Source organism: Rhodohalobacter sp. 8-1, assembly GCF_038150125.1.
Lineage (GTDB): Bacteria > Bacteroidota > Rhodothermia > Balneolales > Balneolaceae > SW132.
Map to the genome: position 1 here is coordinate 157939 of NZ_JBBVMF010000009.1, position 26494 is coordinate 184432.

The following is a 26494-nucleotide window of genomic DNA, read 5'->3' on the forward strand; positions in this document are numbered from 1 at the left end:
TCATTACGTTTCATGTTGACACTGAAAATAAAGTGGATCTATATATTTGAAAAGTTTATTCAGGCAATCCTAAAATATTATTTCCAATAAAATCTATGTATTTTTGTGCCTTATTATCAGCATTCAAAAAAATAAAAAATGCAAATGTGAATGTTGAATGTGTTGTAACTATATCTGAAAAAATTATGACTATTTAATATGAATAAAGCACTACTTTTACTCGTTATATTGCTTCAATTATCAGTTATAAATTTAGTCGCACAAAACTCCTCAGGTACAGAAGACAGTGAGAAGTTTAACAGATGGAGCGCTTCTTTATATGGTGGTTATATTTTTGGGGAACGGGATCAGGGGCAGCAAATATTCGCAAGCCGGTTTAATGTGGTTTCCGAACCCACCTACGCATTTGGAACCGACGTTCGATATGCGCTGATACCATTCTGGTCAATGGAAGCGGGATACCGCTATTCCTACCTTGAGGGTGTGGGATTCGAAACCACAATGCACACCGTATCAATAAAAAACACATTTAACTTAAACCGTTTGTACCGAAGAAGTGGTCTGGCCGGCACTCTAAATCCTTACGTCATCCTCGGCGTTGAACAGGACTTTTTTGATGCAGAAGGGCCCGATGACAGCTTTAGCCGTAGCGAAGCAAGTCTGATCGGTGGCTTGGGCCTGGCCGTTCGTGTATCTGACAGGATTGAGCTGTATGGTCAGCATGAAATAAAGCTTTCATCAAACCATCTGGACCTCGCCAACAGGGGCTATCCATATGATCAGATTGGCATGGCATCCGGTGGAATTCGCATTCACTTTGGAAGCAAGAGCAAAAAGCCGCTAAACCTTGCTCCGCCGAAAAAGTCACTTACTGAAAATGAGTATGAAGATTTTGCGAGTGAAATTGCGCGGATTGATGATCTGGAGCGAGATCTGGCCGCTCTTACAGGGCGTGTCGATACACTCGAATCACGGATGGACCGGATGGAAATGAGTAACGATCAAAAGTTTACAAATTTGTTTGCACTTATCGATTCACTCCAGGCCAGGGCCGATTCACTTGAGGAGTGTATGTGTGTGTCTGAACAGGAGCAAATGGTTCAGGAAACTGATACCAGAGAACTTAGACGGGATGTACCCGCAGGGCACTACGTACAGGTATTTGCCTCTCAGGATTATGATGATGCGCTTAGTATACGCAACCGGTTTCGGGAACTGTTAAGCAACAGGCTTGAGAATCCGGAAGAGGATGTGTTTATTATCGTGCGACGTCAGTACTACGAAGTACTGATTGGGACATTTCAGCAATTCTCAGCCGCGCAGCAAATTCTTCCCCCTGCTGTAAATGAAATGTCGGACGCGTTTGTCATTACATTCCCGCGCCCGGCACATCTTCAAGAGCAGTATGAAGGGACAACGATTATTTACCAAGAGTAATCAAATTCATTTCTGGCTGCGATTAATCGACAGTGACAGCGAAAGCCGTATTGACTACATGCGGTTTTTCTATGTTCCGAAATCCAGTATCAGAGCGCGATTTATTTTAACCTGAGTTCGATTGTAAATCGTGGCAAGAATACTCCCCTCCTGTGTAAGGAGGGGTCGGGGGTGGTAGCTTTAGATTTAGAGCTCAAATTAGACTCAAAAAATGCTGTTATTCCAAGGATGGCCAAGGCAAAAACACCCCTTCCTGCCAGCTGGCGGATCCCTTATGGGAAGAAAGGAGGGGACTTTTTGACCACATTCAATGAGATTAATAATCTAACTCAGGTTTGAAATAAATACTGCAAACGCTACAATAATCGTCATCCAGGATCATTTTTAGACGGTGGGGTACTTTAAGCCTCACTTAAGAGTTAACGTTTATGGCAATTCACCGATAAGAATAAAGCAGAAAGAGTATTGGTCAATTAAATTTAAGTTTATGGTAATTGAATAATTAACTAATTACATAATGTGTTAGTTATGCCTTATTTATTGCTTATTAATTTCTTTTCTGATGAATAAACCATACTCTTTGAAAAGAGTTTAATCTATCTACATTACGCTATGCGACATTCATTACTGCCTGAAGGCCTGCCGGAAATAAGCTACGGGATCCGTCAAATTGTATCGAAAGGATTCGAGCGAGAGGCTCTTGGTTATCCTGTCATCTGGGAAAATATCGGCGATCCCGTTCAGAAGGGACTGCAGTTGCCGGAGTGGATGAGAGACATTGTAGCGGAGCAAATTCAGGATAACAGCACCTACGGATACTGTGATTCCAAGGGTCTCCCGGAGACGCGGCAGTTTCTTGCTGATCGTACCAATAGCTATGGGGGACAGCAGATCACAAAAGAGGATATTACTTTTTTCAATGGGCTGGGGGATGCAATAGCCCGTTTTTACAGCCTTCTTTCAAACAAAACGCGGGTTTTGATGCCGTCTCCAACGTACCCGGCTCATACCGGCGCGGAAAAACTTCGGATCGGTGAAAACCCGCTAACGTACGAGCTTAATCCCGGCAACGGATGGCTGCCTGATACGGATTCAGTTCGTGAGATTGTACAGAATCACAAAGAAATCAGCTGCCTGCTGATTATCAATCCGGATAATCCCACCGGGATGGTCTATCCAAAAAAGGTGCTGCTCGAAATGGTGCAGATTGCCCGCGAGTTCGATCTGTTTATTGTGGCGGATGAAATTTATGAAAACCTGGTTCATGACGGGCAAATGGTGCGCATGGCTGAGGTAATTGGCGATGTGCCCGCACTTGTGATGAAGGGTATATCAAAAGAAATACCCTGGCCCGGCAGCCGTTGCGGATGGATTGAGTACTACAACCGCGGGGCCGATGAACAGTTTAATAATCTCTGCACAAGAATTGATCAGTGTAAAATGACGGAGGTTTGCAGCACTACACTTCCACAAAAAGTATTACCGGGTATTTTGGATCACCCCGACTACGAGACTTTTTTGGATGAACGAAAGCAATACCTCACTAAGAAAGCCAGACTTCTGAAAGAGCGCGTGAAATCACTGGATGGTATTTTCTGTGCGGGTGCCCGGGGCGCATTTTATGCCACGCTTCACACAAATGAGACATTCAGTTTGTCTGATGTGAATCATAATGTGCTGCCCGAGAAGCAGCAAGATTTATTCAAAAGCTGGACGGCTGATTTTGACGGTCCGTCGGATCTTTACCTTGTTTATTTTCTTCTGGCCGGTGCCGGCGTCTGTACGGTACCACTCAGCGGGTTCAACTGCCACATTCCGGGCATACGAATCACGCTTCTTGAACAAGATCTAGATACGTTTGAACACATGCTCGATCAGCTTATGCATGGGCTTGAGTCTGTATTTAATGGGAAGAAGTCGCTCATTCAGGCATAGTCAAAGTTTTTCGTTTCAACTCCCCTCAACCTCAACCTTCTTTGAGAGGGCTGAACGGGCCGTATCGCACGCAGAATTGCTTGAGGCTGAGGTTCTTCGTTTCAACTCTCATTATAACTATCAGGCAGATCGTTTTCATACAGGACCACATCGCCGGCCCGCGCATATGATGAAAGAATATCGTTGGCTTCAAACAGAGTGGAAGCAACTTTTACATCCGGTTTACCCGGGTAGGATGTCTCTTCAATTCCTTGTCTGATGGGCGCTGTCTGACGTTCACCCACTAAAATTGCCAGCTCAATCCCTGATTGGGCTATGTGTTCGCCAAATGCCCTGTTTTCCTGCTCTTCAAGTTCGCCCAGCTCGATCATTCCCGGTGTGATGATAATACGCCGCCCGGTCTTAAACTCAGCCAGGAGGTCGACAGCATTTTTTGCGCCAATGGGGTTAGAGTTAAATGCGTCATCAATCACAGTAAGTTCACCTCGCTTTTTTAGCTCAAGCCTGTGTTCAACAGGCTCAATGCGTGATGCCGCTACGGCTATTGTTTTTAACCTGATATCAAACAGTTGGGCTACAGCTGCCGCCTGCAGAATGTTTTGGACATTATGATCTCCAAGAAGCTTGGTTTGAACATGTACAGAGTCGGTTTTGCCATCTTTTTGCCAATGAAGAGTGAATGCGGTACCATTCTCATCAATTGATCTGTCTTCCGCCCAAACTTGACGGTTCTCTTCGCCCGTTAAAATGCGCTGAATATCTGAGCGGCCTTCCCCCATCTCCCTAACCACAGGATCGCTGCCGTTGAGGACAAGCGTCCCACCTGGTTTTAGCTCTCTGGCCAGGGTTGATTTCTCACGCGCAATTGCTTCTTTAGAGCCAAACGTTTCAAGATGAGAGATACCAACGTTGGTCACCACAGAAATATCTGGCTGCGCAATATCGCACAGTTCTTTGATGTTTCCCTCATATCGCGCGCCCATTTCAAGAATAAGTACCTGGTGGTTTGAGTGCAGGTCGTTGTTAATCACTTTGCAGATTCCCATCGGCGTATTAAAACTTCCCGGTGTCACGCATACGTTCAGCCGTTCTTTCAAGAAAGCATCAATCACAAACTTGGTACTCGTCTTTCCATAGCTCCCGGTGATTGCCACAACTTTGAGGTGTGGCATCGACTCGATTTTTCTCCGTGCCTGACGCTTAAACCCGCTCTGAATGCTGGTTTCAACAGGCTTCATCAGCCATGCAGCCGGGAAGATAAGAAACGGAATGGAGATGTCGATCAGGCAAAAAATAAACCCAAGCAGGTAGGGGTCTGCTGTTAGAAAACGGCCAATCGGTTCCTGAATGGTGTTGACGTAATAAAAAATTTGGGAGTTGAAAATGATTTTCCCGAAATAATAATAGAGTGGTAACACCAAAATGGCGAGGATAGCTGTGAGACGCTGTGCCCGTGACGTAAGCACGAACGGTTTTTTATCTTTATCAGGTACATATTTTTTAACGGACCCAAACCAAAAAAGAGTAAAAACGAATATAGTTAACAGCCCGGCAAGGAAGGTGAGGCTTTCAGATAGAAAAAGAATCAGTGCGAGAATGACTGTGTTATACAGAAGATGTTCTGTTGTGATGGCCCGCGATGAGAAATGATCGACAAGCCAGTGCCAGTACTCGTGTGTCTTGTAACCATGCTGCTGAAGCATCTGCAAAAAGTACCGGGCTCTGGTGAATGAGTGGCGAATAAAAAGCAGGCAGATAACGACAATAGCAGCATTTAAAATAAGTGTAAATAAATCCAAACTATAAATACCGGTTGATTGATTGAAAACGAATAACCAGTTCGAAAATAGTCCCGTGAACTGTTATATTGATGTACACAACATTTAAAAATTCAAATAGCATTCAAGATATGAAATTAATTATACCAATGGCAGGCAGAGGTACCCGCGTGCGTCCCCATTCTCATACCACTCCAAAGCCGCTTTTACCTGTTGCCGGTACAATGATTGTAGAGAGAATTGTTGAAACTTTTGCGCGTACACTCGACAAAACAATTGATGAAATCGTGTATATCCTGGGGCCAGACTTTGGACAAGAAATTAAAGATCGGCTAACAGCCATGAGTGAACGCCACGATGCAAAAGCCTCTTTCGGTGTTCAGGAATCGGCTGAGGGAACCGCGCATGCTGTCTCATGTGCAGGCGATAAGCTTAGCGGAGAGGTGATCATTGTGTTTGCCGACACTATCTTTGACACGTCTGAAACGGTAAGCGTTGAAGGTGCCGACAGTGTTATCTGGCTCAAAGAGGTTGAGGATCCATCACGGTTTGGTGTGGCAGTTCACGAAGGTGATAAGATTACTGATTTTGTTGAGAAGCCAAGCGAGCCGATCTCCAACCTGGCCATTATCGGCGTCTACTATTTTAAGGAAGGCGAAAATTTGATGAAAGAGATTCAGTACCTGATTGATAACGACATTCGCGGACACGGAAACGAACTGCAGCTGACTGACGCACTCGACCGCCTGCTGAAAAATGGCACTGTCTTTAAAAAAGCAACAGTTGATGAATGGATGGACTGCGGAACACTGCCGGCCTGGCTAGATACTGTGGGCGAAATTCTCGAAAAAGAGCAGCACAGTCACGGCGATTATGAGGGCACCACTATTCATGAACCTGTCTATTTTGGTGAGGGAGTGGAAATCAGCGGCAGTGAAATAGGCCCTAACGTCAGTGTGGAAGCAGGTACAACTATTAAAAACAGCACGATCAAAAACTCCATCATACAGAGCAATGCATCACTTGATGGCTGCACGCTTGATCGGTCAACCATTGGCAACCATGCAGAAGCACACGGAGCTGAAGGTCAGATCCATATTGGTGATCACTCTATTCTGAAGCAGTAAAGGCAACGAGATCGTTTATATCCAACTCAATTAAAAAGCCCCGCAGTGATAAGCCGCGGGGCTTTTTTTGTGTCTTATAAATGCTAAACTGTAGACTTGCGCGGTTAATGGCAGTGCTGATGCGCTGATGACCAAGACGTTCCGGGCGGACAATTTTGCGGACTGTCGCCACCTGACATCGCGGAAAAAGCAATAGCGATACCCAGTATCACGGCCAGTGCAACACCGATCATTCCAAGTTTTGATGAGAACTGAGACTTGTCTTTCTCCATGCAGCAATTCTTATACTTCTTGCCGCTTCCACAATGACATGGGTCATTTCTATTAAGTTTATCAGCCATGGCTTTTCGGGTTTGATGTTACAGGATATTCAAAGATACGAAAATCCTGGTGATTCATTATTTTCACAATCGGAGATCGATCATTCAATCGTAGTAAAACTCCCCCTTTTCCGGAGGTGTGAAAGAACTACCAATTAAATCCATAGGTTAGTCATTTTAGCCACGAAGGCACAAGGTCACGAAGGTACACTAAGTTTAATACTTTCAACCATTAACACTTCGTGAAGCTTAGTGTCTTCGAGACTTCGTGGCTACATCATGTAATTTAATTTACAGTTGATACATTATTTTCTCACAGCCTTTATTGAAAAGAAATCTGCAACAGATGACTTGCTCCAATAAAGAATTCATCAACCCAGCGATTTTAATTAGACGCAGCACCGCTGATCGTATTTCCAAAAAAGACACCATTCATCAGCAGCTTGTTGGTGCCAAACCAAAAAGCGCGAAATGCGGGGTTGTCCGCAAAACTGATTACGCGGCCGCCGCCGTAACTGCCTACAATAATGGATGCAGTTCCATCGATCAGTTCAGCATTTTCCTCAGAAATATATCCGCTGGCAAGAGGATCGTTCGTGTATCGAAGCGGTGTAGCGTAAGGATTGTCAGCGAGCTCCATGAAATCCGTTGAATTACGGAATACCGTAATCTCTTCGCGATTGTAGCCGTAGGCAATCGGGTGTGTGAGATCCAGCGTGGCGTGGAAAATGGATCCGCCAATGTACTGAGCTCCTCTGGTATTGGACAGATCGGCATACCGGCGCTGTTTAACACTGTCTTCGGGTGATTCTACAAAATTAATATCTACAAGTCCTTCACCTTTTCCCCAGCTGATGGCGTTCTGGTTCAGGATAAGTGTTCCGCCATTGCGAACCCATCGTTTCAGTTCATCTGTCACACCGGATGACAGGTCGCTGTAATAGCCATCAACCATAATCAGGGTGTTGTAACGGCTGAGGTCTGCGCCGCCAAGCTCGTCTTTTTCAAGAATGGTAATTGGCATGTGGAACCGCTGATCGAACAGGTGGCGAATTTCACCCACATCATAGCTGCTTGCACCCTCACCGCCGATAATAGCCGTGCTTGGCATGTCGAGATCTTCAAAACTTCGGCTTCCCAGGTCGATGCCGGACGGATTCAATCCGCTTGAAACACTGTAAACGGTAACGCCATCTTCCGTGGCAGCCTGCTGCATCAGGCGATAAATATCCAGTTCATTCATATCCTGAATGCCAAGCGATACAAGGATTGTCCCGTAATCAAAATCGCGGACGCCACCGGTAGTTACAGCCCGGAAAGGCTTTGTTGCTACTTTCGTGCGTAGCCCGGCCTCTTGCAAGCGATAAAGCGTTCGTGGCGTGTAGTACTCATCCCATTCAAACAAATACGCGTACTGGCTTCGTCCGCCAATTACCTGGCCCTGTGGAAACTGAGGGTCCTCAATTTGATCCCCCCTCAGCGAGCTGCTAAACTCACGCTGACTCAGCTCTGCAAACGGAAGGTTGAATGCATAGGGAAGTGTCCATGTCGATACATCATAAAAAAGGCTGTCTGTGAATTCTGTTCTCCGTTCGAACATCGCCTTGATAAATTTGTGCTGTGTCTGTTCGGCAGGAATAACAAGGGCTTCTCCGCGTTTGAATCCCTGGCCGTTAAATTCGGCATCTTCCGCCAGCGTATACATATCTATATCGTGAAAAGAGAAAAGATCGGCGAGGTGCCAGGTTCGTGCGTTATCGTGCGAATCGCCCACAATGTATGCTTTAATTGAGGAATTGGCCGCCTCATCCTGTGCTTCCCGATAAAATGTTCGCATGTGATCGAGCAGATCTTCCCGAAGTGCGATCGACGCATCAAGTGTTGAGAATGATGTGGTAACCTGGTTCAAAATTGTTTCGGGAAATGTAAGCACACCATGTACACTTTCCTGGGCATGCCCCCTTGAGGACGCCTGTTCAAATAAAATGCCAATTGTACCAAAAACGTCAGGATAAGTTGATCCCTTTCCATAGTAGTAATCATCAAATCCTTCACGCGAGTAATAAAGCTCTTGCCGGTCGTCAAGCGCATCGGCATGGTACTCGGCAATTGCCATGGTCAAATCCTGGTTTCTCTGGGGAGTGTTTGGATTTGTTCGTTCCGGAACTCCGGGCTGGAAAAAGTAGGTGGAGTTAGTGCCCATTTCATGATGGTCGGTCAGAACGTTGGGATGCCATTCGCGAAACATGGAAATGCGTCCGCGGCTTGATGGGTGCTGAACTGGCATCCAGTCGCGATTAAGATCGAACCAGTAGTGATTCGTGCGTCCGCCGGGCCATGCTTCGTTGTGCTCGCGGTCTTCAGGATCAGTTACGCTGGCTTTGATGCTCTTGTGCATATTCGCCCAGGTAGAGAATCGCTGCAGTCCGTCGGGATTCAGGCTGGGGTCGATCAGTATCACGGCATTGTCGAGGATCTGTTCAATTTCATCGCCTTGTGCAGCCGCCAGGTAATACGCTACAAGCGGCGCCGCGTTCGAACCACTGGGTTCATTGCCATGAACGCTATAACCCATGTTAATGATGACAGGCATCGTACTTACATCCAGAGTTTCCGATTGTGACGGATCTTTTAGCAGGTGATGATTCTCCTTAATTCTGTCGATCGAAGAGTGGTTATCCGGTGATGTGATTGTGAGCATCACCAGCGGCCGGTCTTCGTACGTCTTGGCGTATTCCATATATGTCACCCGGTCAGAGGCATCTGCAAGTGCCCTCATATAATATACAAGCTTGTCATGCGTGATGTGCCACTGGCCAATTTGATGACCGATGATCTCTTCCGGGGTTGGGACTGACTGATCATAAGAAATATCGTCCGGTAAATAGTAATCGATAGAAATATCGCTCTGGGCCAGGACATTTGTCATCAAAATCAAAGAAAAGAGAAGTGTTAAAGCCGTAGAAATCGTAGTCTTCATAGGTAATGCGTATTGGTTTAGGTAAAAATGCATAGTGGAGCTAGTTCAATTAAAGTCGTCCGCTAAACTATCAACTGCAAATGAAAAAATCTGTGAATATTTTGGACAGACTCATCCATGCGGCAGATATCCATCTGTTAACGTGAAAGTTTGTCTGCTCATACTAATGATGAGAAATTTGAGGAGTTTTAAAATGAAGGTGATAAATTTAAGGTCGGTTAAAAAACGACGCCTGGTGTAGTATCGTATATAAATGTCGTAAGCAACCTGTCCGGGGAAGGTGCCCCCACAACGGTACACCCACAGGAACTGAAAGCGTTGGTTTTTTGATGCTCACAGAAACCCGGAAAAGCTTCGGAAATGCTCATCAGATCTTTATTCGACAAATGGTAATTGATATGACATCGAGGGATAAGTCGTCAGTCTGGTCAATGTGGAATTTGAATAGGTTAGAAAAAATTTAAAATTGAATTTTCATATCAGGCGTTCACTGCGTAACTTTCTCAAACTTCAAAATCGATATACGGGTGCAAGACCAAATAAACGATTTACTTTTAAATATTCTCTCCCAGTCCGACGCGGATCCCGTTGTCGGATTTTTTTTGGTCTTTAATTCGTATTCCCCTCTAAAAAGCCAATTCAAGTATTCATGAAACCAAAAGACCATAAACCCTGTATATTGGCCCTTTCTGACGGAACAATAGCGCATGGAACAGCGATCGGAAAAATCGGTACCACTGGTGGCGAGCTCTGTTTTAACACCAGTATGGCAGGTTACCAGGAAATTTTTACCGACCCAAGTTACTACGGACAAATGATGATGATGACTTATCCTCACATCGGCAATTATGGGACAATGAGTCGTGATGATGAGGCTCGCTCAGTAATGATTTCAGGACTCATAGTCCGCTCATTCTCTGAGGAATTCAGCAACCCCATGGCCGATGGAAGCCTGCAGGAGTATCTAGAGCGCAATAATGTTATTGGAATTTCGGGCGTGGATACCCGTAAACTGGTGCACCACATTCGTGATGAAGGCGTGATGAATGCTGTCATCAGTTCAGAAACACTGGATGAAGAAATGCTGATCAGGAAAGCGAAAGAATGGCCGTCAATGGTAGGGCTGGAGCTCGCCACAAAAGTGACCCGAAAAGAGGCGCAAACCATATCATCCGACGGACCCTACAAGCTGGCTGTGTTTGATTACGGCGTGAAAAAGAGTATTCTCGATAATTTTGTAAAACGGGGGTGCACGCTTCGTGTATTTCCGGCCGAGGCCGACCTTGACGATGTAAAAGACTGGGATGCTGATGGTTACTTCTTCAGCAATGGCCCGGGTGATCCCAATGCATCAGCCGATTACGGGCTGCCGATAATTGAGCATGCTAAATCAACAAAAAAACCGATCTTCGGAATCTGCCTCGGCCATCAGCTAATGGCAATGTCGGAAGGGATTGCGGTGAAGAAAATGTTCGTCGGTCACCGCGGTGCCAATCAGCCCGTGAAGAATAATGAAACAGGCTTGGTTGAGATTACAACACAGAATCACGGATTTGCTGTAGACGAAGAAAAGCTGGACGATTCGAAAGTTGAGGTCACTCATATCAACCTGAATGACCAGACCATTGAGGGGCTGAAGTTTAAAAATTTTCCGGGGATGTCGGTGCAGTATCACCCTGAGGCCTCACCAGGTCCGCACGATTCGCAATATCTGTTTGATCAGTTTATGGAGATGGTAAAGCAGGGTGCAGGGAGCAAGGTGCAGGGTGCAGGGAGCAAGGCACAAGAAGCAGGGAGCAAGGCACACGGTGCAGGGCACAAGTCACAAGATGCACCCTACAAACCTGAACCCTGAACCTTGTACCCTGAACCTTGTACCCTGTACCTTGCCAAATACTAAACATTAATCTATCAATAATACCACATGCCACGACGCGACGACATACATAAAATTTTGATTATCGGGTCCGGCCCCATCGTAATAGGCCAGGCCTGCGAATTTGATTACTCCGGAACCCAGGCCTGTAAATCTCTGATGGAAGATGGGTACGAAGTGGTGCTGATAAACTCAAATCCGGCCACCATCATGACTGATCCGATGATGGCGGATGCTATTTACCTGAAACCACTCACACCAGAATCAATCAAAGAGATTGTAGAGAAGGAAAAACCGGATGCTGTGCTGCCCACGATGGGAGGCCAGACGGCTCTTAACCTTGCCGGGGATTTGCAGCATGAAGGATATTGGGAAGCCAATGGCGTGCAGATTATTGGAGTTAATATGGATGCGGTTGATATCACCGAAGACCGCCAGCAGTTTAAAGATCTGATGGACAAGATTGGGATCGATCAGTGTAAAAGCCGGACGGCCAAATCTCTTCTGGACGCCAAAGAGATTGTGGAAGAGCTGGGCGGTCTGCCAATCGTCATCCGCCCGTCATTTACAATGGGAGGGTCCGGCGGCGGAATTGTGTGGAGTGAAGATCAGCTTGAGCGAAAAGTGTTGCGCGGCCTGGAGCTGAGCCCCGTTCACCAGGTGCTGATTGAAGAGAGTATTTTTGGCTGGAAAGAGTACGAGCTTGAACTCCTGCGCGACAAAAATGACAATGTGGTTATCATCTGCTCCATCGAAAACCTCGATCCAATGGGCGTTCATACAGGCGACTCCGTAACGGTAGCGCCAACGCAGACCCTTACGGACAAGCAGTATCAAACAATGCGCGATTCTGCTATAAAAATGATGCGGTCGATCGGTGATTTTGCAGGCGGGTGTAATGTACAGTTTGCCATGGAGCCGGGAAGCGATCGCCTGGTGGCCATTGAAATCAACCCGAGAGTCAGCCGGTCATCGGCGCTGGCATCGAAAGCGACGGGTTATCCTATTGCCAAGATAGCAACGAAACTTGCGGTAGGATATTCGCTTGATGAGCTTCCGAACCCAATCACACAGGTGTCATCCGCCTGTTTTGAACCATCCATTGATTACGTGGTTGTGAAGATTCCGAGATTCAATTTTGACAAATTCTCTGCGGTGGATGAGGAGCTCACCACGCAAATGAAGGCTGTTGGCGAGGTGATGTCGATCGGGCGAACATTCCCCGAGGCGTTGAATAAAGCGTGGCAGTCGCTGGAAATCGGGCGATCAGGGCTCGGGGCTGATGGATACGATGAACCCGATCGAAAATACGTGCGGGAACGTCTGCTGAAACCGTACTGGGACCGTACCCTTCAGATTCGAAATGCTTTTAAAATGGGCGCATCGGTAGAAGAAATTGCTGACATCACAAAAGTAGATCCTTGGTTTCTGCAGCAAATCCGCTTTATGGTATCGCTCGAGAACAGGGTCGAAGGGCAGTCGCTTTCGAGCATTAGTCGCGAAGAGCTTTTTGAAGTGAAACGGGCTGGGTTTTCGGATGCTCAAATTGCCTGGCTTTTGAGTAAAAGCGGTGAAAAAGTGACCGAAGATGACGTAAGGCAAAAACGCATAGAACTGGATCTGAAGCCCGTTTTCAAAATGGTGGATACCTGCGCCGGGGAATTTCCGGCAGAAACGCCTTATTACTATTCCACTTACGAGCAGGAGAACGAAAGCGAGGTGAGTGACCGTAAAAAAGTGATGATCCTGGGAAGCGGCCCAAACCGGATCGGTCAGGGAATCGAATTCGACTACTCTTGTGTACATGCTGTGAAAGCTGCCCAGGAGATGGGGTACGAAGCGATCATGGTAAACTGTAACCCTGAAACAGTTTCCACCGACTTCGACATCGCCGATAAACTCTACTTTGAACCGGTATTCTGGGAGCGTGTGCTTGATATTTTCGAGCATGAACAGCCCGAAGGCGTTATACTTCAGGTGGGCGGACAAACAGCACTCAAGCTTGGAAAACGATTTGTGGAGAAGGGAATTAAGATCTTCGGAACCGAATTTGAGATGATCGATTTTGCGGAAGACCGTGGTGAGTTTTCAGAATTCCTCAAGCGGCTTGATATTCCATTTCCGGAATATGGAACCGCCAGGAATGATTCCGACGCCCTCGAAATTGCGCGCCGTATCGGCTACCCGGTACTAATTCGTCCAAGTTACGTGCTTGGAGGACAAGGCATGCGGATCGCTGTGAGGGAAAATGAACTTGGCCAATATGTGGCCAACATTCTGAAAACCCACCCCGAAAACGATTTCCTGATCGATAAATATCTGGATAAAGCTATTGAGGTGGATGTAGACTCGGTTTATGATGGTGAGCAGCTGCACATAGCAGGTATCATGCAGCATATTGAACCTGCAGGTGTACATTCCGGGGATTCCACGGCCGTTCTTCCACCGTACTCGCTGAGTGATGAGGTCATCAAAACGATAGAGGAATACCAGCTTAAAATTGCAAAAGAGATGGGAATCGTTGGATTCCTGAATGTGCAGTATGCGGTAAAAGAAGAAAAAGTGTACGTGCTTGAGGCAAATCCGCGATCAACCCGAACGATTCCATTTCTGGCTAAAGCCACACAGCGTCCCGAAGCAAAAATTGGAGTAAAAGTGATGCTCGGTGCCAAGCTGAGTGAATTTGACCTGGAGTCAAAACTCAAGAACTGGGCGATTAAAGAGCCGGTCTTTCCGTTTGATAAATTTCCGGAAGTGAAGAAAGAGCTGGGTCCCGAAATGAAATCCACCGGCGAGAGCATCTACTTCATGGAAAACTTCGATGATGAGCGGTTTAGAAAACCCTATGAGTTCAAGAATCTGTATTTGTCGAAGTAAATGTACCGCGGTGTCGCTGACCCGCGATACATGGTTTTAAACGAGTTCTGAGAACAGATCTCTGGTTATGCGGCTTATAACCAACCCATCAGACGAAAAACCAATCGTCAGACGAGTGGATGTGTCTCGAAACCCTGTTTAGGGAATAACCTTAATCAACCAACGGCTTATAACCAACCCGTCAGACGAAAAAAGCCACAAAGTGATCCCTTCGGGACAATCTTCAGACGGGGACAGAGCAAAGAAAAAACATGGCATGTCTCTTACTGGTAATTAACTTTCAATCCTCATGATACTCAGTCAGGGAATTTGAGTTCAATGCCTTTTCCAGACATGCCATGTTTGGCCCCTGGATCCTAATCCACGTGGTCTGGAATGTCGTAGTTCACATCTTCGATCTCATAATCAAGAAGATGTTCGGCAAAGTAGTCCCAGAGCATGCGCTCAAAATAGTCGCTGTAGCGGCCGAATCCGTGCCGTGCACCCGGAAAGATCATCATATCAAACCGTTTGCCGGCCCTGACCAAGGCATCAGCCATACGGTAGGTGTTGGCAGGATGAACGTTGTTATCCATCTCGCCATGCACGAGCAGAAGCCGGCCACGCAGGTTTTCGGCCAGTTCCTGGTTTGTGGGAATCTCGGAGCGAAATGTCGTTTTCTCCTTTTTTACCTCTTCGCCTTCCTCGTTTTCAACGGTCACCGAGTCGGTTTCAGCTGTAACGCCATGGTGAATTTCACCCCACCAAATATTATAAACGTTATTGTCGTGATTCCCTGCAGATGACACAGCAACCTTATAAAAATCGGGATAGGTAAGCAGTGCGGCCGTACTCATAAAGCCGCCGCCTGAATGACCGTAAATACCAACCCGGTCAATATCAATGAAGCGGTGTTTTGCTGCGAGCTGTTCAATGCCGTAGCGGTTATCGGGGAGTGCATAATCCCGAAGATTGTCGTGGCCGTACTGATGATACCATTTTTCCCGAAGCGGACTCCCGCCACGGTTCCCCATCGCCACAACCACAAATCCTACCTGAGACAATGCCTGAGCACGTGCCGCTGATCCGCCAACTGAAAAATTACGAGGATACGGCTCAAGCTGCGGTCCGGGATAAACATATGAAATAATGGGATACTCCATTTCCGGATCAAAATTGGATGGTTTCCACATCACACCGTAGAGATCTGTGACACCGTCGGCTGCTTTTACACTGAATTGCTCCGGCAGAGTATATCCTGTCTCTTCGAGCAGGGTGATGTCAACCTCCTCAAGTACCATCAGTTCCCGGCCACGATTATCGCGCAACACCGTTCGGGTGGGTTGATCCGGCCGTGAAAAATTATCTACGAAAAAGTCGCGAGAGTCGCTGACATTGATCGAGTGATTAGCGTCTTCGGGCGTAATGAGCTGCAGATTGTCTCCATCAAACTCAACTTTATAGTAGTGCGAATGAAACGGATTCCGGCCTTCTTCCATACCCAGACCTTCAAAATAAATTGTAGCGGCTGATGTATCAATCGCAGCAACATCACCTACCATAAAATAACCGTCGGTAATTTTGTTGACCAGGTTACCCTCGCTGTCGTACCGGTAAAGCTGTCCCCAGCCGGTTCGCTCACTCCACCAGATGTACTCTTCTCCATTGTTGATGACGCCAAGGTAGGAGTTCATCACGTTAAAATAGGGATCACTTTTTTCAGACCAGAGAACTTCCGTCTCACCGGTTTCGGTATTGGCTTTCACTACGTCTATTTGGTCCCACGTACGGGTCCGGCGCAAGATCCATAAATAGTTCGATTCATCGGACATGTAAATACCATCTTTGGTAAAATAGACTCCACCGAGCGACTGATCAGGCCATTTGTCGGTGTCAAGGCGAACGCCTTCATGGGTTTCCATGTCAAACACCATAATTTCATCCTGGTAGTGATCGTCCTCGCCCGGCATATTATACTTGTAGGTTTCAAGCTCGGGCCGTTCCGCCAGTGTGTTGATTACCCAGAGTTCGTCAACCTCACGCCAGTCCTGCCGTTTTGCGTAAAGTTTTTCGGAATCTTCGAACCAATCTACGTCGGCACGTAATCGTTCGGTAGACGTTGTGTCGCCATGATCGGCCTGGTAGCTGTACCAGCGCTCGCCATCTTCAGTGAGCCGGATTTCAGTGCTGTCGGCATCATCGGCTCGCATTACATACAGGTCGTGCTCCCGTGCAAATGCAATCCAGGTACTGTCGGGTGAGTAGATTTCCCAGGGCTCGGTTTCATCGGGATCCAGGGAATCGCCTTTCACAAGTTCATTTCCGTCGAGATTATATGTGAACTCAATGCTGTCTACGTGAAATGTAAATCGTTCGCGGTCTGTGTTGTAATCAAACCCGTTCAGATCAAGGTCCTTTGCATTAAATCCGCGGTTAAATTCCTCGGAGAGCTGGGCGGCCATGTTTTCACGATCAAATAAGTCGCGCTTTGATTGATTGCCGGCATCCACAAACTCCCATCGCTTGCCTTCGTTTGTCTCCCATTCGTACCAGAACCGGTCTTCATCTTCAATCCAGTTGGCTCTCAGGAAGGTAGACCCGGTCAGGTTTTGCATACGGTCTGAGGTAAACTGTTCTGCCAGTTCAAAATTTGCGTCCTGGGCGCTGAGATTTACCGAGCTGATCAATAGAAGTCCGAAAGTTAAAAAAGCGAATGCTGTCCGAAATAGGGCATGTTTAAATATGTATGAGGTGGTATTAGTCGGCCAGTAATATCTAAAACAAAATGTAAGAATGCTTACCGTATTACAATTTTTCACGTAGCTGTATTGTAAGTGGATAAAATTTTTATTGAGGAATGGTATCACCTATTTTATAAGTTATTGTAGTAGAATCAGATAAACACAACCTAACAAGGAAAAATGAAGTTAGTAGACCCAAGCGGAAAAGAAGTAACAAGTAAAGAGAATAAAGAAGCCCGACAGCTTGAAACGCAGTTAAATAAGAAAATAGAGAAACTGCTTGAGCCAATCATGAATAAAATTAAACTTGCCGGCGGCCAGGTGCCACAGCAGCAGCTAATGCAGTTGTCCTCCGCGGCACATCAAATGTTGTTTAACCGGATGGTGTACAATCTCGCACTTAAAGCCGGTGTGGAAGATATAAGCGAGCTGGTGAGTGATGATGATGTGGATGAACTGCAAACATCGCTGAGCAACCAGCTGCAGATCGTGGATAATCCTGAAGAAGGGCAAAATCCCGAACAGGCGGAAAGAGATAAAAAAGAGTAGCATCGCTGCTTATGTATGAATAAACGGGGTCTTATGACCCTGTTTATAAATTTATCCTGCAATAATGTGAACAAATACAGCGAGACAACTTAGTAAATTCAGTTCTGGAGTATGTTGAGAACTACTCGATTTTGGTTATGTGAAAAATCGGTGATTTTTGATGAGTAACCAATCATGTTAAACACAATCTATTTAATACTATATTAACTCAGCAGATCCATCAAAGAAACCGTATTCCTTTCTATTTTCACTGATACTTTACCCCAAAAGAAAGGTGAAATGTAATACTTGCTAAATCAGGGTTCAAAGTGTCCGGATCCACACTTTCAGCAGTGTCGTCGCAAAAGTTCTATTACTATATACACAATTCGCAGGCCGTTTAACTGAACAGCCTTATCAAAATCCCACCCTGGCTTTTGTTGGAAGCCAATACAAATAACCTTAGCCAAAATTTAGGCTCTATGTTGATAGGTGTGGGTAAAAATAAATATCCTTTTATTCTTGTAAAATACAATTCCAATCTACACTGGTATTTTGAAGTCAACAATATGACCCTGCCCCGAAGGATTGGCTTGGCCAAAAGGGTCATAGTACACTGCCTTGGGCACCGGCCCAGGTAAACGGACACGCCATGAAAAACCATCGGCCCTTCACTTAATTATAGCATATATCTCATTCCGATGGTTGTTATTCAGGCCGAATCAACGCCCCACTGTCCCTAATCGATTCACGACCACCACCCCTCGAGAGGTATGGAACGTTGATGATATCTGTCGCCTCGGGGTATGATTGACCCGAATCTCCAACCTGGGGCGGTGCCCTTTATATCTAATAATAAAAAGGGGTGGCAGATAACGAACAAAAAGAATCATTTCGAACATATTGAACGATTAACCGGCACTAGAAAATATGAGCTGCCAAAGCGGGCTTGGTAAATGATAGATGAAAATGAGTGAAATCTTTCAGCACTTTTTCAACTAGATAAAGTGAATGTCTGTGCATAAAGATAATCGTGCTCAGTTCATAAATAACCACTCCTGTTTTCAATAGACACAATTTGACCGGATAATTTGTTATCTTTAAAGTATACGTTTTGGGTGTCTGCAGTAAATGAAAATCATAAATAACAGGATAAGCTTATGATCTCTTTCTTTCGCCACGCCGTTGTTGCACTTGATCTCTCAGACGCGAGCGATTTAATTATCGAGTGCGTCTCATCTTTTCAAAATCTGGGCACTGAAAAAATTACGCTCGTTACCGTGTTGAAGGTACCTTTTGAACAATTAGAGTCCGAGTTTGATACGGTACGAGAGCAAAAACAGCTCGAGGATTATCAAAAAAAGCTGACTGAAGCCGGATTTGAAGTTGAGATTCAAATCAGAAAAGGTCTGCACTACTATCCGCCTACTGAAATACTGACGGCAGCAGATGAGGTTGATGCCGATTTTGTTGTGATTAGCAACAGGGGTGAAAGTAAAGTAACTGAGCTTTTGTTAGGCAGTACAGCTTCAGAACTGCTGCAGCGATCTGAGCTTCCTGTTTACCTGATTAATCTCGCTCTGAAAAAAGACCCCGAAAATGAAGATGAACGATCACTGAAGCTTCCGCACCCCTGCAGTGAGGCAACAAAACATGTTCTGTACGCAACTGACTTTTCAGATGGTGCATACAGAACCTACAAAATCCTCAGGGATATGGAGGGGGCCGGTATTGTGGATAAAATTTCTATGATCCACGTTCAGGGACATCACGCAATTGCAATTAAAGACCCTGTAAGCCGCGACAAGCTAACGGAGCAAAATCGCGAACAACTCGACCGTATACGTAATAAACTGTCAGATAATACAAGGGAAGATACGGAGCTGATCATTACGTTTGGAACCCCGGCGAAAGAGATCTCCAACGCAGCTAAGGAGCGTAACGCTACCTTGATAATGATGGGGAGTCAGGGGAAGGGGTTTATGCAGGAGCTGTTTCTGGGGAGCGTCAGCAATAAGGTTACCCGGATCAGCGATACAGCGGTCTTACTTATACCTGCTGAACCTGAGGAGGATGAATCTTAGAGACAAATGAATAGCAGTGCCTGACCTTTGGATGGTTAATACAGCCATAGTGAACTATTTGATAAGCCCTTTAATAGACTATTAAGCAAATTCCAAACGGTCGTTGGACCTGGGTTGACACGGCTACAACACTTAAAAAAGTTTAGCAGATATGAATTTTAATGAGTGGGTGGGAAAATCAATAAGCCGGCGAGATACGATGGCCCCTGAGCAACTGCGCAGATTTGAGGCGATGCTTAACCGGCGGCCTGATACGATTTCGGAGGGAGACAACCTTACGATGTGTTCACACTGGGCGTATTTCACGTCGCTGCACTTACAGTCTGATTTAACCGTAAGAGGGTATCCGCGTGACAGCGGCCTGTTCCCGCCAATTGAACAGTCTAGTCGTCTATGGCTTGGAGGAAAGCTTCAATTTAAAAACAGTCTGCAAGTTGGCATACCGGCCACGAGACATTCAACGATTATAGACTTGAAGCAAGAAGGAGAGAATGATAAAAAGACATATTTATCCCTTCAGCATCAGATAAGTTCAAAGGGAGCAGTAGCCATCGTGGAAGATCAGCATTTTCTTTACCGGCCACCGTCAGAAAAAGGAGCCCATCCTACACGTACAGAACCAATGGATATCGATCCCGATTGGGAGAAACACACAAAGCCCGATTCCATTCAGCTGTTTCGATTTTCGGCACTAACATTCAACGCTCACAGAATCCACTACGACCAGGACTACGCCCGTGATGTTGAGGGATACCCGAATGTGATGGTGCACGGCCCGCTGCTATTGCTGCTGGCGCTTGAATCGTTCAAAAGTGAGTTCGATGGAAGAGTCCTTGAAAATGTAGAGTATGAAATTCGAGGCCCTGTTTACCTGGGCGATCAAATTACGATATCAGGTAAAGGTGTGGACAATCATGAAACCGAACTTCGAATAACCGGCCACGAAAAGAAAATAGCTCTAAAAGCAAGGGTAAAGTGGACGTATGAGTGGTGAAGTAGGTTGAGGGATTTTGAAACAGAGAGCCTTAGCCTTGAGTAGTTTTTTCCTGACGTGAAATTTCGCTGCTTTTTCGTAGAAGGTTGAGGCTTAGGATTTTGGCACGAAGAACTTTAGCCTTTGGAAATTCCGAAAGGGTACGGCATGTTGTTTCGTCGAGAAGCAGGTTGAGGTTGAGGCATTTTTGAAACGGAGAGCCTCAGCCTTGAGTAGTTTTTTCCTGACGTGAAATTTCGCTGCTTTTTCGTAGAAGATTGAGGTTTAGGGGTGTTGGTACGAAGAACCTCAGCCTTTGGAAGTTCTGATAGGTTGCGGAATGTTGTTTCGTCGAGAAAAAGGTTGAGGTTTAGGGATGCTGAAACGTATAACCTTAGCCTTTGGAAATTCCGAAAGGGTACGGCATGTTGTTTCGTCGAGAAGCAGGTTGAGGTTGAGGCATTTTTGAAACGGAGAGCCTCAGCCTTGAGTAGTTTTTTCCTGACGTGAAATTTCGCTGCTTTTTCGTAGAAGATTGAGGTTTAGGGGTGTTGGTACGAAGAACCTCAGCCTTTGGAAGTTCTGATAGGTTGCGGAATGTTGTTTCGTCGAGAAAAAGGTTGAGGTTTAGGGATGCTGAAACGTATAACCTTAGCCTTGAGTAGTTTTTTCCTGACGTGAAATTTCGCTGCTTTTTCGTAGAAGGTTAAGGTTGAGGGGAGTGGAGCGGAAACGAAGAACCTCAGCCTTTGGAAATTCCGGAAGGGTACGGCATGTTGTTTCGTCGAGAAGCAAGTTGAGGTTGAGGGATTTTGAAACAGAGAGCCTCAGCCTTGAGTAGTATTTTCCTGACGTGAAATTTCGCTGCTTTTTCGTAGAAGATTGAGGCTTAGGGTTTTGGCACGAAGAACCTTAGCCTCAGGAAGTTCTGAAAGGGTACTGCATATTGTTTCATTGAAAATAAGATTGAGGCTGAGAGATGCTGAAACGCAGGACCATATATTTAAAATTGATCTAAACATTTATATGGTTAGATTTTTAGGAAAGAGATCAATTATTGGAGGGAGAAAGCCATGGAGAAAAGCTGTTCTCACACAAAAACGCATTCGTTTTTTTTCATACTCATTTCTACACTTGTGTTTTTTGCTTTTACTGCGTTGGATAAATCTGATCAGTCCAACAGCCTGATTAGCGACCGGTCCGGTTCTGAACAAAGTAGTGATAGTGATACGACCTTTACAGAGCACCCGCTTTCCGGGAAAGAACTTTACACGAAGGCCTGTTCAAACTGTCATGGAACTGACGGAAAAGGAGGGTCGGTTAAACAGCTTGGCTTGCAAACACCTCCGGCTAATTTTACGGACTGCAATTTCGCAAGCCGGGAACCTGATGGAGACTGGATCGCCGTTGCTCATCAGGGCGGGCCAACAAGAGGGTTCTCCACGGAGATGCCGGCATTTGGTGAGGCCCTTTCCGTCGAAGAACTTCAAAAAGTAATGAATTATGTCCGCTCGTTTTGTACAAATAAAAATTGGCCGCGCGGCGAGCTGAACCTGCCCAGAGCTTTAGTTACAGAAAAAGCATATCCGGAAGATGAAGCCGTCTTTTCTTCATTTATCGATGTGGAAAATGAAGGGGGCGTGACCAACGAAATTGTCTATGAGCAGCGCTTTGGAGTAAGAAATCAGGTTGAGATTGTTCTCCCGTTCGGATATAGCCAAATGCCCGGTGGTAATTGGAGCGGCGGGCACATGGGCGATCTGGCAATTGGAGTAAAACGTGTTTTTTACCATAATTACAACAGCGGGTCTATCTTCAGTTTAACCGGCGAAGTCATTTTGCCCACAGGTGATACTGCATCAGGGTTTGGCAGCGGGACAACTATTTTAGAGCCTTTTGCTTCTTTTGGACAACTGTTACCGGCCGGTGGTTTTTTGCACGCTCAAACAGGATTGGAGTACCCGGTACTGCAGGATAAAGCAGAAAATGAAGCCTTTTGGCGGGCGGCACTGGGTAAAAGCTTCAACCCGAACCCATGGGGACGAACATGGTCGCCTATGGTTGAAATACTCGGTTCTAAAGAACTGGAATCGGGAACCGAAATACATTGGGACGCTGTGCCACAAATTCAGGTCACTTTGAATAAGCGTCAGCATATTATGCTGAATGTTGGATACAGAATTCCGGTAGATGATGCGGGGAGAGATTCTCAGGTTATGGTTTACATTTTATGGGACTGGTTCGACGGCGGGTTTTTTGAAGGATGGTAGTACAAATGAGAATGAAGAGGATATCATTAAAAGTTTAAAAATGGGAGATCGAGATGTACAAAAACCTGGTGATTATTATTTCACTTCCAATATTGACGATTGGCTTAAGCGTCGGAATCAATAACTATCTGGCAGACAATCCGGACCCTGTCCCTCAAATTCACGGGATGGATCTCCCCGCAGCTCAAAAAATGCTATTCGCGACAGCTGATAACTGCATGAACTGTCATAATAATTTAGTGACACCGGCCGGTGAAGATATCTCATTTGGTATCGATTGGCGTGCCAGTATGATGGCTAACTCCGCCCGTGATCCCTATTGGCATGCCGCCGTCAGAAGGGAAGTGATGGATCATCCTGAATCCAAAGCAGCTATCGAGAATGAGTGCTCAACCTGCCACATGCCGATGGCTCATTTCCAGGCGAAAACTGAGGGTCGGTTAAGCCAGGTATTTAACAATTTACCGGCTAACCGGGCCACAACTCAGCAAAACAAGCTGGCGATAGACGGCGTGTCCTGTACCACATGCCATCAAATAAAAAGCGACAATTTTGGAGAGCGCGAAAGTTTTGTCGGAGAATTTGTGATTGATACCGAAAAACCGATGGGGCAGCGAGAGATCTACGGTCCTTATCCCGTCGACCAGGGAAGATCCAAAATCATGCATTCTTCATCCGGTTTCTCTCAGGTGCAATCAAAACATTTAATAGAATCGGAGCTCTGTGCAACCTGCCATACGCTCTATACCAATACGCTGGGTCCCGGCGGAGAGGTCATTGGCGAGCTGCCTGAACAGGTTCCCTATCTTGAATGGCGGCACAGCAGTTTTGTGAATGACCAGAGCTGCCAGTCCTGCCATATGCCTGAAGTAAAGGGTAGCACACCCATTGCCTCCGTTTGGGGCCAGCCTCGGGAGAACGTCTCTAAGCATACCTTCAGAGGCGGCAACTTTTTTATGCAGCGCATGCTAAATCGCTATCGAGACGATTTGGGAGTAGAAGCACTGCCGCAGGAAATGGATGCCGCAATTAATAGAACAATTGACCACCTGCAAACTAAATCGGCTTACGTATCAGTTGCCGGCGCAGAGATAACCGGGAATGAATTAATTGCCGATATAGACATTGAAAATTTAGCCGGACATAAACTCCCGACCGCGTATCCGTCAAGGCGCGTATGGATTCGGTTCTCAGTGACGGATCAAGATGACAATGTTGTATTTGAATCGGGCGCGGTTATGCCTGATGGGTCTATCGCAGGGAATGATAATGACCGGGCCGGCAGCCATTATGAACATCACTACAGTGAAATCACCCGTGAAGACCAGGTTCAGATTTACGAAGCAATTCTTGTGGATCCGCAAGACCGGGTAACAACCGGGCTCCTAACCGCTATACGATATATTAAAGACAATAGAATTCTGCCGAAGGGTTTCGATAAATCCACAGCCGGTGAAGATATTGCCGTGAAAGGTTCTGCAGATGATGATGCCGATTTTACCGGCGGCCGTGACCGGGTACGATACCGGGTGGATCTGCAAAATGCGGAGGGACCCTTTCAAATAACCGCAGAACTATACTATCAGCCTATTGCTTATCGATGGGCTCAAAACCTCGATTCATATGACGCATCTGAGACCAACAAATTTGTAGGTTATTACAATTCTATGTCCGAGCATTCCTCCGTCGTTCTTGCGTCTGCAAAATTATCGGTTATAAATTAACATCAAGACAAAGCTTTGCGATGGATCGCGACTAGTATCACTTCGTAAGTTTGATCGCCCGGAGTAATACAATCAAGAGATGGCGAAGTAAAAACACCCGTCTGTATAAAAGCACGATAGATGATCCTGTGTTTATACCCTAAACGAAATCACTCGTCATAACAATAGCCGGTGTCTATCCATCTCATCTTCTTATTCTCAAATACCCATTTGGCACCGGGAATGTGCCTCGATAAGTAACGCCTGAGAAAGCTTGAAAAAAAACAAAAAGCATGGCGCTGACCGTTTTCTTCAAGACTAATCAAAACAAAATTAACTTCCCATTGTGTTTCATTTGATTTACTCCTGATCTTCCTGCCTGCCAGAATCGGGACGTGACCTTAGTGGGTTAAACTTACATGATTCGCATTGATGAGTGAGGCATTTTGCTGGTTGTCAGTATTGCAAAGCTATTAAAGCGTTAAAAATGCTTAATTGATGAGTAATTATCTTAGCTGAATGTCACGGTTTATGTAATTAAACAATTGAATGTCATACAGTTACTCTAACTATAAAAAAATTTATGATTCTTATGATAATAAATTCCTAATTTTTTTGATGCACTGGTCTTCGTTTATTTATACAGAGAATCTTTATCAAAGGCGATTCAGTTTTAATGAAAGCACTTAAAGGAAGTATAATAGTCTTTCATTATTACATTCTTAAATTTAAAATTTCGAGCTTATTTAAACGCTAACAAAAAATCAAAAGAAATGGAAAACGCAAAAACTACGAACGGCTACAGAGAGTTAGAAATCAAAAAGAGTGGCACAGTTACATTAAAGAGCACCGATAGAACTGACCTCTTTAGTGTGATTTATGAAGAAAATGTACTGGGATACATCAATACGAAAGAGGTTAATAACGTAAAATTTGTGCCTATTTCCGAAGAGATGAACTATACCATTATAGAGCTTGAGAAGATCACGTCCAGCCTGAAAAAAGCTCGACAGATGAAGCAACAGCAGGTAAATGCGATTGAGAATTTTCTGAATTAAGGAGATACGCGTTATTCGGCTGAGGGCAAAAAATTGGTGGCATTTTAGTTGTGATAGGCAATTAAACTCAATCAAGAGTACCATCTACAATACACGGCATACACTGTTTACTAATATGGCAGCGGTAATGAGCCACGAGAATTGAAGTCCGAAAGCTTGAATTTAAAATTAAAAATTAAAAGTGGGGAGGTGCTAAACGATTCTTAGAAGACCTCTCTAAAGAAACGTAACTTCCCGTTGTATTTCATTTGATTAACCCCTAATTTTCTCGTCTACCAAAATCGGGACGTGGCTCAGTCCGGTAGAGCATCCCGACAGGCGTGTCGGGAGGGGCGCAGGCTCATCATCGGCCTGTCTGCTGGATAAATCCTGAACCATTAGGATGCGATGATAGTTAAATTATTTTTTTATTGGGACGTGGCTCAGTTCGGTAGAGTCACGCGATTCGCGTGAGGGGTCGAGGGTTGGTCACGCCACGGCGTGACTCGTCCCGACAGATGTAATTGAGAGAGATGAAAGCTTACACATATATTTTGTTTAGCGAATCGGCCGAAAGGCACTATACGGGTTCTTGTGATGATCTAAGAAAAAGATTTGAACGCCACAACGAAGCACGAGTACCGTCTACTAAATATGGCGTCCCTTGGAAGCTTATCTGGCATCGGGAATGCGATTCAAGAAGTGAGGCTAGGATGCTGGAATCAAAGATCAAAAAGCGTGGCGCAGCCCGGTTCCTGGAAGACCAACTAAAACAGGAATAACTTTGAGAAGTTACCCCATTATTCTAAATTAAACCCACTCAAGTACATATAAAACAATAAGTTATTA

Annotated in this window: 16 protein-coding genes; 12 read left to right on the forward strand and 4 right to left on the reverse strand. The window is 45.5% G+C overall.

The features are described 5' to 3' along the window. Positions 1 to 198: 198 nt before the first annotated feature. Both AABW11_RS11375 and AABW11_RS11380 read left to right on the forward strand, forming a co-directional pair. Complete coding sequence (locus tag AABW11_RS11375; protein ID WP_340105216.1) at positions 199 to 1437, forward strand: hypothetical protein; 1239 nt, start codon at positions 199 to 201, stop codon at positions 1435 to 1437. 612 nt (positions 1438 to 2049) lie between these two features. Next, positions 2050 to 3372 carry a pyridoxal phosphate-dependent aminotransferase gene (locus AABW11_RS11380; RefSeq protein ID WP_340105217.1) on the forward strand — a complete coding sequence of 441 codons (1323 nt, stop codon included), beginning with the start codon at positions 2050 to 2052 and terminating at the stop codon, positions 3370 to 3372. A 101-nt stretch (positions 3373 to 3473) separates the two neighbouring features. On the opposite strand, the gene AABW11_RS11385 is transcribed toward AABW11_RS11380, so the two are convergent. Next, a complete protein-coding gene (locus AABW11_RS11385) occupies positions 3474 to 5171 on the reverse strand; it encodes a UDP-N-acetylmuramoyl-tripeptide--D-alanyl-D-alanine ligase (protein ID WP_340105218.1) in 1698 nt (565 codons plus the stop codon). Positions 5172 to 5281: 110 nt separating this feature from the next. Between AABW11_RS11385 and AABW11_RS11390 the strand changes: the two genes are divergently transcribed. Beyond that, the gene (locus AABW11_RS11390) at positions 5282 to 6277 is read left to right on the forward strand and encodes a sugar phosphate nucleotidyltransferase (protein ID WP_340105219.1); all 996 of its coding nucleotides are present in this window, start codon (positions 5282 to 5284) and stop codon (positions 6275 to 6277) included. Positions 6278 to 6381: 104 nt separating this feature from the next. On the opposite strand, the gene AABW11_RS11395 is transcribed toward AABW11_RS11390, so the two are convergent. Further along, positions 6382 to 6618 (reverse strand): SEC-C metal-binding domain-containing protein, encoded by a 237-nt coding sequence (locus tag AABW11_RS11395; RefSeq protein ID WP_340105220.1) that lies wholly within the window; start codon positions 6616 to 6618, stop codon positions 6382 to 6384. A gap of 364 nt (positions 6619 to 6982) precedes the next feature. Then, positions 6983 to 9577, reverse strand: coding sequence for a M14 family metallopeptidase (locus AABW11_RS11400; RefSeq protein WP_340105221.1), 2595 nt, complete (start codon positions 9575 to 9577; stop codon positions 6983 to 6985). 649 nt (positions 9578 to 10226) lie between these two features. Here AABW11_RS11400 and carA point away from each other — a divergent pair. Then, positions 10227 to 11432: a glutamine-hydrolyzing carbamoyl-phosphate synthase small subunit gene (gene carA / locus AABW11_RS11405; protein WP_340105222.1), complete on the forward strand. Its 1206-nt coding sequence runs from the start codon at positions 10227 to 10229 to the stop codon at positions 11430 to 11432. Positions 11433 to 11501: 69 nt separating this feature from the next. Then, positions 11502 to 14330, forward strand: coding sequence for a carbamoyl-phosphate synthase large subunit (carB, locus tag AABW11_RS11410; RefSeq protein ID WP_340105223.1), 2829 nt, complete (start codon positions 11502 to 11504; stop codon positions 14328 to 14330). A 356-nt stretch (positions 14331 to 14686) separates the two neighbouring features. Here carB and AABW11_RS11415 read toward each other — a convergent pair whose 3' ends face one another. After that, complete coding sequence (locus AABW11_RS11415) at positions 14687 to 16996, reverse strand: S9 family peptidase (RefSeq protein ID WP_340105224.1); 2310 nt, start codon at positions 16994 to 16996, stop codon at positions 14687 to 14689. 234 nt (positions 16997 to 17230) lie between these two features. Here AABW11_RS11415 and AABW11_RS11420 point away from each other — a divergent pair, with 234 nt between their 5' ends. The 7 genes from AABW11_RS11420 to AABW11_RS20120 all read left to right on the forward strand — a co-directional run bounded on the left by AABW11_RS11420 (position 17231) and on the right by AABW11_RS20120 (position 26427). Then, positions 17231 to 17599 (forward strand): hypothetical protein, encoded by a 369-nt coding sequence (locus AABW11_RS11420; RefSeq protein ID WP_340105225.1) that lies wholly within the window; start codon positions 17231 to 17233, stop codon positions 17597 to 17599. A 1139-nt stretch (positions 17600 to 18738) separates the two neighbouring features. Beyond that, on the forward strand, positions 18739 to 19662 hold the full coding sequence (locus tag AABW11_RS11425; protein ID WP_340105226.1) for a universal stress protein: 924 nt from the start codon (positions 18739 to 18741) through the stop codon (positions 19660 to 19662). 151 nt (positions 19663 to 19813) lie between these two features. Next, positions 19814 to 20656 (forward strand): hypothetical protein, encoded by an 843-nt coding sequence (locus tag AABW11_RS11430; protein WP_340105227.1) that lies wholly within the window; start codon positions 19814 to 19816, stop codon positions 20654 to 20656. 1136 nt (positions 20657 to 21792) lie between these two features. Continuing rightward, positions 21793 to 22905 (forward strand): c-type cytochrome, encoded by a 1113-nt coding sequence (locus AABW11_RS11435; RefSeq protein ID WP_340105228.1) that lies wholly within the window; start codon positions 21793 to 21795, stop codon positions 22903 to 22905. Positions 22906 to 22958: 53 nt separating this feature from the next. After that, entirely contained in the window at positions 22959 to 24629 is a 1671-nt protein-coding gene (locus AABW11_RS11440) for a hypothetical protein (protein ID WP_340105229.1), read from the forward strand. A 752-nt stretch (positions 24630 to 25381) separates the two neighbouring features. Further along, entirely contained in the window at positions 25382 to 25666 is a 285-nt protein-coding gene (locus tag AABW11_RS11445; protein WP_340105230.1) for a hypothetical protein, read from the forward strand. Between the two features lie 512 nt (positions 25667 to 26178). Continuing rightward, the gene (locus tag AABW11_RS20120; RefSeq protein WP_445263761.1) at positions 26179 to 26427 is read left to right on the forward strand and encodes a GIY-YIG nuclease family protein; all 249 of its coding nucleotides are present in this window, start codon (positions 26179 to 26181) and stop codon (positions 26425 to 26427) included. Positions 26428 to 26494: the final 67 nt, after the last annotated feature.